12 protein-coding genes are annotated in these 12,958 nt (G+C 71.9%); 3 read left to right on the forward strand and 9 right to left on the reverse strand.

Going from position 1 to position 12,958, the window contains the following annotated elements; translation table 11 throughout:
• The 3 genes from BH708_RS08330 to BH708_RS08340 form a co-directional block, all read right to left on the reverse strand.
• Positions 1 to 951: a MaoC/PaaZ C-terminal domain-containing protein gene (locus BH708_RS08330; RefSeq protein WP_076808038.1), complete on the reverse strand. Its 951-nt coding sequence runs from the start codon at positions 949 to 951 to the stop codon at positions 1 to 3.
• A complete protein-coding gene (locus tag BH708_RS08335) occupies positions 948 to 2,360 on the reverse strand; it encodes an SDR family oxidoreductase (protein ID WP_076808039.1) in 1,413 nt (470 codons plus the stop codon). The genes BH708_RS08330 and BH708_RS08335 overlap by 4 nt, the downstream gene beginning before the upstream one ends.
• A gap of 111 nt (positions 2,361 to 2,471) precedes the next feature.
• Positions 2,472 to 3,794: an acetyl-CoA C-acetyltransferase gene (locus BH708_RS08340; protein WP_076808041.1), complete on the reverse strand. Its 1,323-nt coding sequence runs from the start codon at positions 3,792 to 3,794 to the stop codon at positions 2,472 to 2,474.
• A gap of 172 nt (positions 3,795 to 3,966) precedes the next feature.
• Here BH708_RS08340 and BH708_RS08345 point away from each other — a divergent pair, with 172 nt between their 5' ends.
• From BH708_RS08345 to purL, 3 genes are all read left to right on the forward strand, one after another.
• On the forward strand, positions 3,967 to 4,626 hold the full coding sequence (locus BH708_RS08345; RefSeq protein ID WP_076808043.1) for a TetR/AcrR family transcriptional regulator: 660 nt from the start codon (positions 3,967 to 3,969) through the stop codon (positions 4,624 to 4,626).
• Entirely contained in the window at positions 4,623 to 6,749 is a 2,127-nt protein-coding gene (locus BH708_RS08350; RefSeq protein WP_076808044.1) for an acyl-CoA dehydrogenase, read from the forward strand. Before BH708_RS08345 ends, BH708_RS08350 begins: the two co-directional genes overlap by 4 nt.
• Before the next feature lie 219 nt (positions 6,750 to 6,968).
• Positions 6,969 to 9,296, forward strand: a complete 2,328-nt coding sequence (purL, locus tag BH708_RS08355) for a phosphoribosylformylglycinamidine synthase subunit PurL (RefSeq protein WP_076811008.1) — start codon at positions 6,969 to 6,971, stop codon at positions 9,294 to 9,296.
• 220 nt (positions 9,297 to 9,516) lie between these two features.
• Here the strand turns inward: purL and rplQ are convergent, their stop codons facing one another.
• The 6 genes from rplQ to infA all read right to left on the reverse strand — a co-directional run bounded on the left by rplQ (position 9,517) and on the right by infA (position 12,700).
• On the reverse strand, positions 9,517 to 10,062 hold the full coding sequence (gene rplQ, locus BH708_RS08360) for a 50S ribosomal protein L17 (protein WP_076808046.1): 546 nt from the start codon (positions 10,060 to 10,062) through the stop codon (positions 9,517 to 9,519).
• 27 nt (positions 10,063 to 10,089) lie between these two features.
• Positions 10,090 to 11,085, reverse strand: a complete 996-nt coding sequence (locus tag BH708_RS08365; protein ID WP_076808048.1) for a DNA-directed RNA polymerase subunit alpha — start codon at positions 11,083 to 11,085, stop codon at positions 10,090 to 10,092.
• Positions 11,086 to 11,244: 159 nt separating this feature from the next.
• A complete protein-coding gene (rpsK, locus tag BH708_RS08370; RefSeq protein ID WP_076808050.1) occupies positions 11,245 to 11,649 on the reverse strand; it encodes a 30S ribosomal protein S11 in 405 nt (134 codons plus the stop codon).
• 104 nt (positions 11,650 to 11,753) lie between these two features.
• Positions 11,754 to 12,128, reverse strand: coding sequence for a 30S ribosomal protein S13 (rpsM, locus tag BH708_RS08375; protein ID WP_076808052.1), 375 nt, complete (start codon positions 12,126 to 12,128; stop codon positions 11,754 to 11,756).
• Positions 12,129 to 12,342: 214 nt separating this feature from the next.
• Positions 12,343 to 12,456: a 50S ribosomal protein L36 gene (gene rpmJ / locus BH708_RS08380; protein WP_076808054.1), complete on the reverse strand. Its 114-nt coding sequence runs from the start codon at positions 12,454 to 12,456 to the stop codon at positions 12,343 to 12,345.
• Between the two features lie 22 nt (positions 12,457 to 12,478).
• Positions 12,479 to 12,700 carry a translation initiation factor IF-1 gene (gene infA, locus BH708_RS08385; RefSeq protein WP_076808056.1) on the reverse strand — a complete coding sequence of 74 codons (222 nt, stop codon included), beginning with the start codon at positions 12,698 to 12,700 and terminating at the stop codon, positions 12,479 to 12,481.
• Between the last annotated feature and the right edge of the window lie 258 nt (positions 12,701 to 12,958).

A 12,958-nucleotide genomic window follows, 5' to 3' on the forward strand; every position in this document is an offset into this window, starting at 1 on the left:
TCAGCCCAGCGTCGTGACCTCGACCTCGAAGCAGCGCCGCGGCCCCTTGTCCCCGGATCCGGCGCGCCAGCCGGTGCATCGGACCGTGCCCGCGGAGCTGTCGTCGTAGGCGACGAGCACGGTGCCCGGCAGCGTCACCGGAGCGTCGAAGGTGACGTCCCAGCGCAACGGCCGCGAGAGGTCCACGCGGGCTTCGGTGAAAGCGCGCGAGGCGGTGTACATCCCGTGGGCGATGGCCCGGGGGAAGCCGAAGAGCTTCGCGCTCGGGCCCGAGAGGTGGATCGGGTTCACGTCGCCCGCGACCGCGGCATACCGGCGTCCGGTGTCGGCGCCCAGCCGCCATCGACCCGTCGGCCGCGGGGCCTCGAAGGCGGTGCGCTGCCGGGGACGGCGCTCCGTCTGCGGGGAGTCCCCGTCGGCCGCGGCCTCGGACTCGTCGCCCGTGGCCAGGTAGGTCGAGACGTCGGTCGCGAGGATCGCGCCGTCCTGGCCGAGGATCGTCGAGACCGCCTCGAAGGTGCGGCCCTTGCGGTGAGGTCGCAGGTCGCGCACGCGGCATTCGACGTCGACCAGCTCCCCGACCCGCACGGGACGGTGCTGGAGCACCTGGTTGCGCAGGTGCACGAGCCCCAGCAGGGCGAAGGGGAAGTCCCGACGGGCCATCAGGGCGAGCGAGACCGGGAAGGCCAGCACGTGCAGCACCCCCGGGTGGACCAGGTCCGTGGCCGGGCCTCCCATCAGGTGATCGAAGTCCCGGGCTCGCGCGGCATCCACGCGCACGTCGCGGACCCGGTAGGCGATGCTCGGCAGCGTCGGTCCCCGCCGGGCGCCGCGCCGGGCCGAGCGGGGGTCGAGGGCGGCCGCGTACACCGCCGGGAACGACGGCACGTCGGCGAGGTCCCGGACGCGCTCGGTCGCGCCCGGGGCCGACGTGCTCCGCGCCGCGCTCACTTCCCCACCATGTTCTGACCGCACACCCGCACGGTCTCACCGCGCAGGCCCCCGGCCTCCGCGGAGGCGAGGAAGGAGATCGTCTCGGCGACGTCGACGGGCAGCCCGCCCTGCTGCAGCGAGTTCACCCGGCGTGCCACCTCGCGCGTCAGAGCCGGCATCCGCGCCGTCATCTCGGTCTCGATGAACCCGGGGGCGACCGCGTTCGCGGTGCCTCCGAGGGCCTCGAGCCGCGTGGCGAGGGCGTCGACGAAGGCGATCACCCCGGCCTTGGAGGCGGCATAGTTGGTCTGCCCGCGGTTGCCGGCGATGCCGCTGGTGGAGGCCAGCGAGATCACCCGGGGCTGGTCGCCGAGGACCCCACCGGTGCCGCCCGCTCCGCCGGCCCCGCCTGCCTCACCTGCTTCACCTGCTTCACCTGCTTCACCTGCTTCACCTGCCGCGATCAGGGCATCGGTGAGGCTGATCTGGCTGGCGATGTTCACGGCGAGCACCGGATCCCAGCGCTCGGCCGTCATGTTGGCGAACAGCTTGTCTCGCGTGATGCCGGCGTTCAGCACCACGACGTCGAGCGTCAGGTCCCGGTCCCGCAGCGCGGCGACCAGGCGCTGCCCCGCGTCCGGTGCGGTGACGTCGAGCTGGATCGGCACGGCGCGCAGCTCGTTGGCCAGGCGCGAGAGTTCCGTGCCCGCACCGGGCACGTCGAGCACGACCAGACGGGCTCCGTCGTCGGCGAGGGTGCGGGCGATGGCCGCCCCGATGCCGCGGGCCGCGCCGGTGACCAGGGCTGTGCGCCCGGCCAGCGGGTGCTCGCGGTCCTCGGTCGTCGAACCCGCCGTCGAGGAGACGCGCAGCAGCTGGCCGGTCACGAAGGCGCTGCGGGCCGAGAGCAGGAATCGCAGCGAGCCCAGCACGCCGGGCGCGGTCAGGCCCACGCCGTCGGCGGCGAGGATCCCGTTCGCCGTCCCGCCGGCGCGCATCTCATGGGCGAGCGAGCGCAGGAACCCCTCGACCCCGCCGCGGGCGGCGTCCCGGGACGGGTCCTCGCCGCGCGCCGGTCGCGAGATGGTCACCACCCGCGATCCCGGGGCGAGCGAGCGCATGGCGCCGGCCAGCGGCAGCAGGATGCGACTGAGGTCGGCGGGGGCGGCGATCTCGTCGAGCACCGCGATCACGGTGCCGACGCTGCGCAGCTCCTCGAAGCGGCGGCGCACATCGGCGCCCCAGTCCAGCAGCTCGCGGGCGATCTGGTCCGCGCCCTCGGACTCGCCGAGCACGACGACCGGGCCGAGCACTGGCTCGGGGCGGTCCTCCCGGCGCGGCAGCGGCGCGGGGCGGGGCAGGCCGAGCTGCTTCGCGAGGAGCGTGCCGGGGGCGGAACGGACGAAACGGGTGTAGGCGTCGGTCATGGGTACCTCCAGGAGACGGGTGAGAGCGCGGCGTCGGGCGCGCGGTTCAGCGGTGCCGGGAACGGATCCGGGCCGGACCGGCCGGGACGACTCGGCGGTCCCCGCCCCGGCTCAGTCGGCGACGGACTCGAGCAGGACGACGGTGCCCTGGCCGGCGGCGGCGCACACGGAGATCAGGCCGCGCTGGACCCGGCCGGTCTCGACCTCCTTCTGGTGCAGCAGCTTGGCGAGGGTCGCCGTGATGCGCCCGCCGGTCGCGGCGAAGGGGTGCCCGGCCGCGAGCGAGGAGCCGGTGACGTTGAGCTTGCTGCGGTCGATCGCTCCCAGCGCACCACCGCGGCCGAGCTTCTCGCGGCAGAACTCCTCGGACTCCCAGGCGGACAGGGTCGCCAGCACGGTGGAGGCGAAGGCCTCATGGATCTCGTAGAAGTCGAGGTCTCCCAGGGTGAGTCCGTTGGCGTCCAGCAGCTCGGGCACCGCATAGGCGGGGGCCATCAGCAGGCCCTCGGCGCCGTGCACGAAGTCGACCGCGGCGCTGCGTGCGTCGACCACGCGGGCCAGCGGGGTCAGTCCGCGCTCGTCGGCCCACGGCCGGCTTCCCATCAGCACCGAGGAGGCGCCGTCGCTGAGCGGGGTGGAGTTGCCGGCGGTCATCGTCGGCTCGGGGACCTCGGGGCTGCTCACCCCGAAGACGGGCTTCAGGGACCCGAGCTTCTCGAGAGTGGAGTCGGGGCGCAGGTTCTGGTCCCGGGACAGGCCGCGGTAGCCGGTGACCAGGTCGTCGAAGAAACCCGCGTCGTAGGCGGCGGCGAGCTTCTGGTGCGAGGCCAGCGCCAGCTCGTCCTGGGCCTGGCGGGTGACGCCCCAGTGAGCGGCGGTCTGCGCCTGGTGCTCGCCCATCGACAGCCCCGTGCGCGGTTCGCCGTTGCGGGGCGGGACCGGGGCGAGGTCCGCGGGGCGGATCGCCGTGAGCGCCTTGAGGCGCTGCCCCGCGCTCTTGGCGGCGAAGGCGCGGTGCAGGATGCGGCGCAGGCGCGGGGTGACCTCGATCGGGGAGTCCGAGGCGGAGTCGACGCCGCAGGCGATGCCGGAGTCGATCTGGCCCAGCTGGATCTTGTTCGACACCCGGACCACGGTCTCGAGGCTGGTCGCACAGGCTCGGGAGACGTCGATCGCGGGGGTGCGCGGGTCCAGGGGCGTGCCCAGCGCGCTCTCGCGCGTGAGGTTGAGGTCCCCGGCGAGCTTGAGCACCGCGCCGCCCGCGACCTCGCCGAGCTTCGCGCCCTGCAGTCCGTACCGGGCGACGAGGCCCTCGAGCGCGGCGGTCAGCATGTCCTGGTTGGAGATCCCGGCGTAGGGTCCGCCGGAGCGGGCGAACGGGATGCGATTGCCTCCCAGGATCAGCGCATCGCTGGGAACGTCGGAAACGGTCACTGTGGGCACCTCTTCGTGGTCGCTGCGGGTTCCGCCGTCTGAGCGGGGTCGTCGTCACCGGATCCGGCTGCGCCGGGCCCCGGTGCCGGGCGGGTCCGTGATCGGGTGGGTTCCCGACGGGTCCCGACCGGGACTTTACATAGAACCGGCGGTACTTGATACCCTAGGTTCTGTGAATGCGACGACGCAAGCCCCCGTGGACGGACGATCGGCCCGCTGGGCACGCCACCGGGAGGAGAGGCGCGCCGAGCTGCTCGACGTGGCCCGACATCTCATCCACGCCAGCGGCCCCGACGTGACGATGGAGGACATCGCCGCGGCCTCCGGCACCTCGAAATCGATCGTCTACCGCTACTTCGAGGACAAGGCGACCCTCCAGCAGGCGCTCGGACGCAGCATCCTGGCCGCGATGCACACCAAGCTGCTCGAGGAGATGGCCGCGCTCGAATCCGCAGTCGGCCGCGAGCCGGAGCCCGAGGAGCGCCTGCACGCCATGATCCGCGCCTACGTGGAGACCGCACAGCGCTCCCCCGGCGTCTACCGCTTCGTCACCCGGCCCAGCGACGGGCTGAACCACTTCCTCGGCTCCGTCTCCCGGCTCGTCACCACCTTCCTGCCCGACGAGGTCCCCTCCCCGCGGATCTGGGCGCGCGGCGCCGTCGGCTTCGTCGAGAGCGCGGTCGACGCCTGGATGACCGACGTCGAGAACGACGCGGACCGCACCGCCCCGCAGGAGGGCCCCGCCCGTCAGGGCGCCCCCACCACCCCGATCTCCTCCGACCAGCTCGTCACCCGACTCGTCACCTGGCTCATGAAGGGAATGCACGCATGACTGCCCATACCGATCACGCCCCCACCGAATCCGCGCCGAGCTCCGCCGTCCCCACCGGCCCGATCCCGCTGCCGCCCCAGGGAGGCGACCGCCTCGACATCGAGGCGGTCAGCGAGGCCCTGCTGGGTTCCTGGGCCGAGAGCCGCCGCGCCGCCCGCGAGCGCGCCGCCCGCCCCGAGTTCCACCGCCCGCTCGACGCGACCGTCGCCGAGCACCGCGAGCGCACCTTCGCGCAGATGCGGACCCTCGCCGCGGAGGACGTCTCCCACCCGATGCTGCCCGAGCACCTCGGCGGCCCCAACGACAACGGCGCCAACGTCGCCGCCTTCGAGGAGCTGGTGGTCGCCGATCCCTCCCTGCAGATCAAGGCCGGCGTGCAGTGGGGGCTGTTCACCTCCGCCATCGTCCAGCTCGGCGACGAGGAGCAGCAGAAGGCGTGGGTCCCCGACGCGATGAGCCTGGCCGTCCCCGGCGCCTTCGCCATGACGGAGATCGGTCATGGCTCCGACGTGCAGTCGCTGGCGACCACCGCGACCTACGACCCGACGACCGAGGAGTGGGTGCTGAACACCCCCTTCCGTGCTGCGTGGAAGGAGTTCCTGGGCAACGCCGCGCTGCATGCGAAGGCCGCCACGGTCTTCGCCCGACTGATCACCCGGGGCGTCGACCACGGCGTGCACTGCTTCTACGTCCCGGTGCGCGACGCCGACGGTGAGCTGCTGCCCGGCGTGGCCAGCGAGGACGACGGCCCCAAGGGCGGCCTGAACGGCATCGACAACGGCCGCCTGGCCTTCGATCACGTCCGGGTGCCGCGCACGAACCTGCTCAACCGCTACGGCGACGTCGCCGCCGACGGCACCTACACCTCCCCGATCGAGTCCCCCGGCCGCCGCTTCTTCACCATGCTGGGCACCCTGGTCCAGGGGCGGGTGTCGCTGGACGGCTCCGCGAACCGGGCCGGCCAGCTCGCCCTGCACATCGCGATCACCTACGCCACCCAGCGCCGCCAGTTCACCGCCGCCGACCCCACCCAGGAGACGGTGCTGATGGACTACCAGGCGCATCTGCACCGCCTGCTGCCCAAGCTCGCCGCCACCTATGCCGGGACCTTCGCCCACGAGCAGCTGCTGCACGCCTTCGACGACGTGTTCTCCGGTCGCGGGGACGACCCCGAGGCCCGCGAGGACCTGGAGACCCTCGCCGCCACGCTCAAGCCCACCTCCACCCGCCTGGCGCTGGACACCATCCAGGAGTGCCGCGAAGCCTGCGGCGGGGCCGGCTTCATCGCCGAGAACCAGCTGGTGGGCCTCCACCAGGACCTCGACGTCTACGCCACCTTCGAGGGCGACAACACGGTGCTGCTGCAGCTGGTGGCCAAGCGCCTGCTCAGCGACTACACCTCCGAGCTGAAGAACGTCGACCGCGCCGGCATCGGCCGCTACATCGCCCAGCGCGCCGAGGTGCTCGCCAAGCGTCACACGCCCTGGGCACGCCTCGGCCAGGACTTCTCCGACCGCGGCAACCCTCGGCGCGCCTCCGATTCCATGCGCGAGGCGGACTTCCAGGAGGGGATGCTCGCCGATCGCGCCCGGGTGAAGGTCGAGGAGGTCGCCCTCGCTCTGCGCTCGGCGACGAAGATGGATCCCGCCGATGCCGCCGCGGAGGTCAACAAGCATCAGGTGGAGATGCTGGAGGCCGCCCGTGCCCACGCCGACCTGGTCCGCTGGCACGCCTTCACCGCCGCCATCGAGCGCTTCGAGGACGCGGGCACCCGTGCGGTGCTCACCGATGTGCGCGACCTGTTCGGGCTGAGCACCATCGAGGACGACCTCGCCTGGTTCCTGCTCAGCGGCATGATCTCCACGCAGCGCGGTCGCCAGATCGACGCGGATCTGCGCCGGCTCCTGTGGCGGCTGCGCCCGCACGTCCTGGATCTCGTCGCCGCCTTCGACATCCGTCCCGGGCACGTCCGCGCTCCGATCGCCCTGGGCGGGGAGCACGAGCGACAGGAGGAGGCCGCCGCATACTTCCGTGCGCAGCGGGCCGACGCCGACGCACCGGTCAGCGAGAAGGCCCTGCGGGACCGCGAGAAGCAGCGTCGGAAGCAGGCTGCGGGCCGCTGACCGCACCGGGTCGCATCAGCGGTCCGCGCGGCCCGGGAGGCGAGGACCGCACCGATCGCGCCGCCCCGGGCGGGACCGCTCACGCCGGACGTGGGCGGTCCCGCCCGGCGGGGCGCGGCGATCGTAGACTGTGGGGGCCGCGGCGCACCGCGCCCGCATCCCGGCGCCGGCGACCGCCCGCGCACCCGTGCCCTCGCGATGAACGGATTCGATCCCTCGATGACCGCTGACGACGCTCGCCCCTCCTCCCCCGCCGCGCCCGGGGACGTCGACACCACCGAGCATGCCGCCGGCACGCCCGGGACGACCCAGCCCTATGCGGACCTCGGTCTGAAGGACGACGAGTACGCGAACATCCGCGAGATCCTCGGCCGCCGCCCCACCAACGCCGAGCTCGCCATGTATTCGGTGATGTGGTCCGAGCACTGCTCCTACAAGTCCTCGAAGAAGCACCTGTCCACCTTCGGCGAGCACACCACCGACGAGATGCGCGCCAAGCTGCTGGTGGGCATGGGCGAGAACGCCGGCGTCGTCGACATCGGCGACGGCTGGGCGGTGACCTTCAAGGTCGAGTCGCACAACCACCCCAGCTACGTCGAGCCGTACCAGGGCGCCGCGACCGGCGTCGGCGGCATCGTGCGCGACATCATCTCCATGGGCGCGCGCCCCGTCGCCGTCATGGACCAGCTGCGCTTCGGGGCGATCGACCATCCCGACACCGCGCGCGTGGTCCACGGAGTGGTCTCCGGCGTCGGCGGCTACGGCAATTCCCTCGGCTTGCCCAATATCGGCGGCGAGACCGTCTTCGACGCCTCCTACCAGGCCAATCCGTTGGTCAATGCCCTGTCGATCGGCGTCATGCGCCATGAGGACATCCACCTCGCCTCCGCCACCGGGCCGGGCAACAAGGTCGTGCTGTTCGGCGCCCGCACCGGGGGCGACGGCATCGGCGGGGCCTCGATCCTCGCCTCGGAGACCTTCGAGGAGGACGGCCCCGTCAAGCGCCCCAGCGTCCAGGTGGGCGACCCGTTCATGGAGAAGGTCCTCATCGAGTGCTGCCTCGAGCTGTTCGCAGCCGGCACCGTCGAGGGCATCCAGGACCTCGGGGCCGCAGGCATCTCCTGCGCGACCAGCGAGCTGGCCGCCAACGGCCGCTCCGGCATGCACATCCACCTCGAGGAGGTGCTGCTGCGCGATCCCACCCTGACCGCCGGCGAGATCCTCATGAGCGAGTCCCAGGAGCGGATGATGGCCGTGGTCAGCCCCGCGAAGCTGGCCGAGTTCGAGGCGATCGTGGCGAAGTGGGACGTCGAGGCCGCGGTGATCGGCGAGGTCACCGGCGACGGACGGCTGACCATCGACCACCACGGCCACCGCATCGTCGACGTCGATCCCGCCACCGTCGCCGTCGACAGTCCCGTCTACGACCGCCCCTACGCACGGCCCGACTGGCAGGACGCGCTGCAGGCCGATCGGGCCGAGGTCCTGCCCCGCCCCGAGGGCCCCGAGCAGATCGGCCACGCGATCCGTGAGCTGATCAGCTCGCCGAACCTGGCGTCGAAGGGCTGGGTCACCGACCAGTACGACCGCTACGTGGGCGGCAACACGGCGCTGGCGATGCCCGACGACGCGGGCGTCCTGCGGATCGACGAGACCACCGGCCGCGGGGTGGCCCTCGCGACCGACGCCAACGGCCGCTACACCAAGCTCGATCCGCGCACCGGCGCCCAGCTCGCGCTCGCGGAGGCCTACCGCAACGTCGCCACCGCCGGCGCCCGCCCGCTGGCGGTCACGGACTGCCTGAACTTCGGCTCCCCCGAGGACCCGGGCCCCATGTGGCAGCTGGTCGAGGCGATCGGCGGCCTCGCCGAGGCCTGCGAGACGCTCGGGGTTCCGGTCACCGGCGGCAACGTCTCCCTGTACAACTCCACCGGCGAACCCGGTCGGATCGACTCCGCCATCCACCCCACCCCCGTCGTCGGCGTGCTCGGCGTGTTCGACGACGTCTCGACCCGCCTGCCCTCGGGCTGGCAGGCCGACGGCGAGTCCGTGATCCTGCTGGGGACCACCCGCGAGGAGCTCTCCGGCTCGGCCTGGGCCCAGGTGGCCCATGACCACCTCGGCGGACTGCCCCCGCAGGTCGATCTCGCCGCCGAGGCCGCTCTGGCCGAGGTGTTGATCGGGGCGAGCACCGACGACCTCGTCTCCGCCGCCCATGACCTGTCCGAGGGCGGTCTGGTGCAGGCCCTCGTCGAGGCCGTCACCCGTTTCGGCACCGGCGCCTCGGTGGACCTCGCCGGTCTGACCGACCGCGACGGCGTGGATCTGTTCACCGCGCTGTTCTCCGAGTCCCAGGGCCGGGCCCTGGTGTCCGTGCCGGCGGCCACGGAGCAGGCACTGCTGGCCTCGGCGGCCGCCCACGGCGTCCCGGCGCTGCGTCTGGGCACCACCGGCGGCGCGGAGCTCGCGATCGCCGGCCTCGAGGGCCTCGGGATCGGGGCCCTGCGCGAGCTGCGCGAGGGCACCCTCCCGCGCTACTTCGGCTGAGCGGCCGCCGGCCGCAGTCGGGGCCCGGGCCGGGGTCCGACCGCGGCCCCTTCCGGTCGGCCACGGACCGCAGTGGGTCGACCCACCGGGCCGCCGTCCGGCACCGGGGCGGGCGCACCCGCCCGAGCTTCGCCGTCCGGACGCACGACGAGGGCGGGCCACCGGGATCTCTCCCGGTGGCCCGCCCTCGTCGTGCTGAAGCGCGTGCGCGCGACTCGGCTCAGGCCTTGTCGTCGTCCTCGAGCTTGTCCTCGACGTCCGTCGCGATGGTCTCCTCGGAGCCCTCCGCCGGGTCCTGGGCCGCGGTCTCGTCGACGACGGTCTCCTCCGCGGCAGCGGCGGCGTCGGCCTTCGAAGCGCCCTTGGCGGCGCCCTCGGCCTCCTTCACCACGGCCTGCTTCGGGGAGTACTCCTCCTGGACCAGCTCGATGACCGCCATCGGGGCGTTGTCGCCCTTGCGGGGGGCCACCTTGGTGATGCGGGTGTAGCCGCCGGGACGGTCCGAGAAGGTCGGGGCGATCTCCTCGAACAGCGAGTACACGACGCCGCGGTCACGGATCGTGCGCATCACGCGACGACGGGAGGAGAGGTCCCCCTTCTTGGCGAAGGTGACCAGACGCTCCGCGTAGGGACGCAGGCGCTTGGCCTTGGTCTCCGTCGTGGTGATCGCCTTGTGGCGGAACAGCTCGGTGGCGAGCCCCGAGAGGATCATCCGCTCATGTGCGGGGGATCCCCCGAGGCGCGCGCCCTTGGTGGGTGCAGGCATGGTCGTTCTCCTTGAAGAAAATGTAGGTCAGTACTGGTCGCCGAAGTCGTCGGAGTAGGACTCGATGGCCGACGGGTCGAACCCGGCCGGGGAATCCTTCAGCGACAGTCCGAGATCGGCGAGCTTGGCCTTGACCTCGTCGATGGACTTCTGCCCGAAGTTGCGGATGTCGAGCAGATCGGCCTCGGAACGGGCGGTCAGCTCACCGACGGTGTGCACACCCTCGCGCATGAGGCAGTTGTACGACCGCACCGTGAGGTTGAGGTCGTTGATCGGCAGCGCCAGATCGGCAGCCAGCGCCTGGTCGGTCGGCGACGGGCCGATCTCGATCCCCTCCGCCTCCTGGTTCAGCTCGTGGGCCAGCCCGAACAGCTCCACCAGCGTCTTGCCGGCCGAGGCCAGCGCGTCGCGCGGGGAGATGGCCGGCTTGGTCTCGACGTCGACGATCAGCTTGTCGAAGTCGGTGCGCTGCTCGACACGGGTCGCCTCGACCTTGTAGGTCACCTTGAGCACGGGCGAGTAGATCGAATCGACGGGGACCCGACCGATCTCGCCGTCGACGCCCTTGTTCTGGGCGGCCGAGACATAGCCGCGACCGCGCTCGACGATCAGCTCGATCTCCAGCCGGCCCTTCTCGTTGAGGGTCGCGATGTGGAGGTCCGGGTTGTGGATCTCCACCCCCGCGGGCGGGGTGATGTCGGCCGCGGTCACGTGACCGGCCTCCTCGCGGCGCAGGTACATCACGACAGGCTCATCGTTCTCGGAGGAGACCACGAGGTTCTTGACGTTGAGGATGACCTCGGTGATGTCCTCCTTGACCCCGGGGACGGTGCTGAACTCGTGCAGCACGCCGTCGATGCGGATCGAGGTGACCGCGGCACCGGGGATGGAGGACAGCAGGGTGCGGCGCAGAGAGTTGCCGAGGGTGTAGCCGAAGCCCGGCTCGAGCGGCTCGATGACGAACCGGGACCGGGTGTCCGACACGACCTCTTCGGTCAGCGTGGGGCGCTGTGCAATGAGCACTGTGGATCCTTTCTGCGAGCGTCCGCCATATGACGCTCAGAAGGGGGCGGTGGGCCTAGAGGGTGAGTGGTGTCCAGGGGCGCCACGGGCGACGCGGCCCGTCGACGCGGGGATCGGCCGCGACCGGCGGGGCAGGGGCCCCGGTCGCGGCCGGCACGATCAGACGCGGCGGCGCTTGGCCGGACGGGTGCCGTTGTGCGGCTGCGGGGTGACGTCCTGGATCGAGCCGACCTCGAGGCCGGTCGCCGTCAGCGAGCGGATCGCGGTCTCGCGGCCGGAGCCCGGGCCCTTCACGAAGACGTCGACCTTCTTCATGCCGTGGTCCTGCGCCTGGCGCGCGGCGGCCTCGGCGGCCATCTGGGCGGCGTACGGGGTCGACTTGCGCGAGCCCTTGAAGCCGACCTGCCCGGCGGAGGCCCAGGAGATGACGGCACCGGTCGGGTCCGTGATCGACACGATCGTGTTGTTGAACGTGCTCTTGATGTGTGCCTGGCCGTTGACGATGTTCTTCTTGTCCTTGCGGCGCGGCTTGCGCGCAGCGGCCTGACGGGTCTTGGTTGCCATACGGCGGAACTCCTCTGGTGGGTGTGGGGTGCGCCGGATCCCTCAGCGGCGCGAAGTGACTGCGGGTCCGAAGACTCCTGCGGTCCGACGGCTGTCGCCGTGGATCAGCGGGTCTTCTTCTTGCCGGCGACGGTGCGCTTGGGACCCTTGCGGGTGCGCGCGTTGGTCTTCGTGCGCTGACCGTGGACCGGCAGGCCGCGACGGTGGCGCAGGCCCTGGTAGCTGCCGATCTCGACCTTGCGACGGATGTCAGCGGCGACCTCGCGGCGCAGATCGCCCTCGGTGCGGTAGTTCTCCTCGATGTGGTCGCGCAGCTGGACGAGCTCCTCGTCCGTCAGCTCGCGCACTCGCTTGTCACCGGGGACGCCGGTCGCGGCCAGGGTCTCGAGCGCACGGGTACGGCCCATGCCGAAGATGTACGTCAGGGCGACTTCGAGGCGCTTCTCGCGCGGAAGGTCCACTCCCACCAGACGTGCCATGTGCAGATTCTCCTACTGTCTCGGAGGCCTGATCCGACACCCCGCCCTCGGGTCTGTTCCCGGGACGCCGCAGCCTCCGCGCTGCGGGTGGCCGGCCTGGCGGCCGGTGGTGTCGACTCTTCTGTTGTGTGTCCGACGGATCGGACGGTGCCCGTGTGGGGCGCGCCGCCTCGTAAGCGGCTGTCACGGCGGGTGCCGGGACGGACGGATCCGTTCAGCCCTGGCGCTGCTTGTGACGGGGGTTCGAGCAGATGACCATGACGCGCGCGTGGCGACGGATCACCTTGCAGCTGTCACAGATCGGCTTGACGCTCGGCTTGACCTTCATAGCTTTCCTTCTCCCGGGACGATCACTTGTAGCGGTACACGATGCGGCCCCGGTCGAGATCGTAGGGGCTCAGCTCGACGACCACGCGGTCCTCGGGAAGGATGCGGATGTAGTGCTGGCGCATCTTCCCGGAGATGTGCGCGAGCACCATGTGCCCGTTGTCGAGCTCGACCCGGAAACGCGCGTTCGCGAGCGCCTCCACGACTCGACCCTCGACCTCGATCACGCCGTCCTTCTTCGCCATGCCTCCCCAATCTCTCGCCTCCGGAGGACCGGGGGCCGAGTTCCGCATTCGATGAATACTCAGTCCTTGCACACCGGTCGTCGGGCGACGGTACGGTGGTCAACGAGGGCGGCGCCGCAGCGCGTCGTCGTCGCGGCGACTCGACACGGCGGAGCCGGTCGAGAGGTCGGCGCGACGGGACTGCACGACTGCACACGACGAGATCGCGAGCGGAGCACACCCGATGGACGAGCCTACACTCCCCGGCCGGGAACAGCG

Origin of the sequence: Brachybacterium sp. P6-10-X1 (genome assembly GCF_001969445.1) — a bacterium.
GTDB lineage: Bacteria > Actinomycetota > Actinomycetes > Actinomycetales > Dermabacteraceae > Brachybacterium.

Coding starts and splice junctions, on each gene's coding strand:
- BH708_RS08335 (WP_076808039.1), bottom strand. CDS start 2,360: ATGACCGACGCCTACACCCGTTTCGTCCGTTCCGCCCCCGGCACGCTC.
- BH708_RS08350 (WP_076808044.1), top strand. CDS start 4,623: ATGACTGCCCATACCGATCACGCCCCCACCGAATCCGCGCCGAGCTCC.
- purL (WP_076811008.1), top strand. CDS start 6,969: ATGACCGCTGACGACGCTCGCCCCTCCTCCCCCGCCGCGCCCGGGGAC.
- rplQ (WP_076808046.1), bottom strand. CDS start 10,062: ATGCCTGCACCCACCAAGGGCGCGCGCCTCGGGGGATCCCCCGCACAT.
- rpsK (WP_076808050.1), bottom strand. CDS start 11,649: ATGGCAACCAAGACCCGTCAGGCCGCTGCGCGCAAGCCGCGCCGCAAG.
- rpsM (WP_076808052.1), bottom strand. CDS start 12,128: ATGGCACGTCTGGTGGGAGTGGACCTTCCGCGCGAGAAGCGCCTCGAA.
- rpmJ (WP_076808054.1), bottom strand. CDS start 12,456: ATGAAGGTCAAGCCGAGCGTCAAGCCGATCTGTGACAGCTGCAAGGTG.
- infA (WP_076808056.1), bottom strand. CDS start 12,700: ATGGCGAAGAAGGACGGCGTGATCGAGGTCGAGGGTCGAGTCGTGGAG.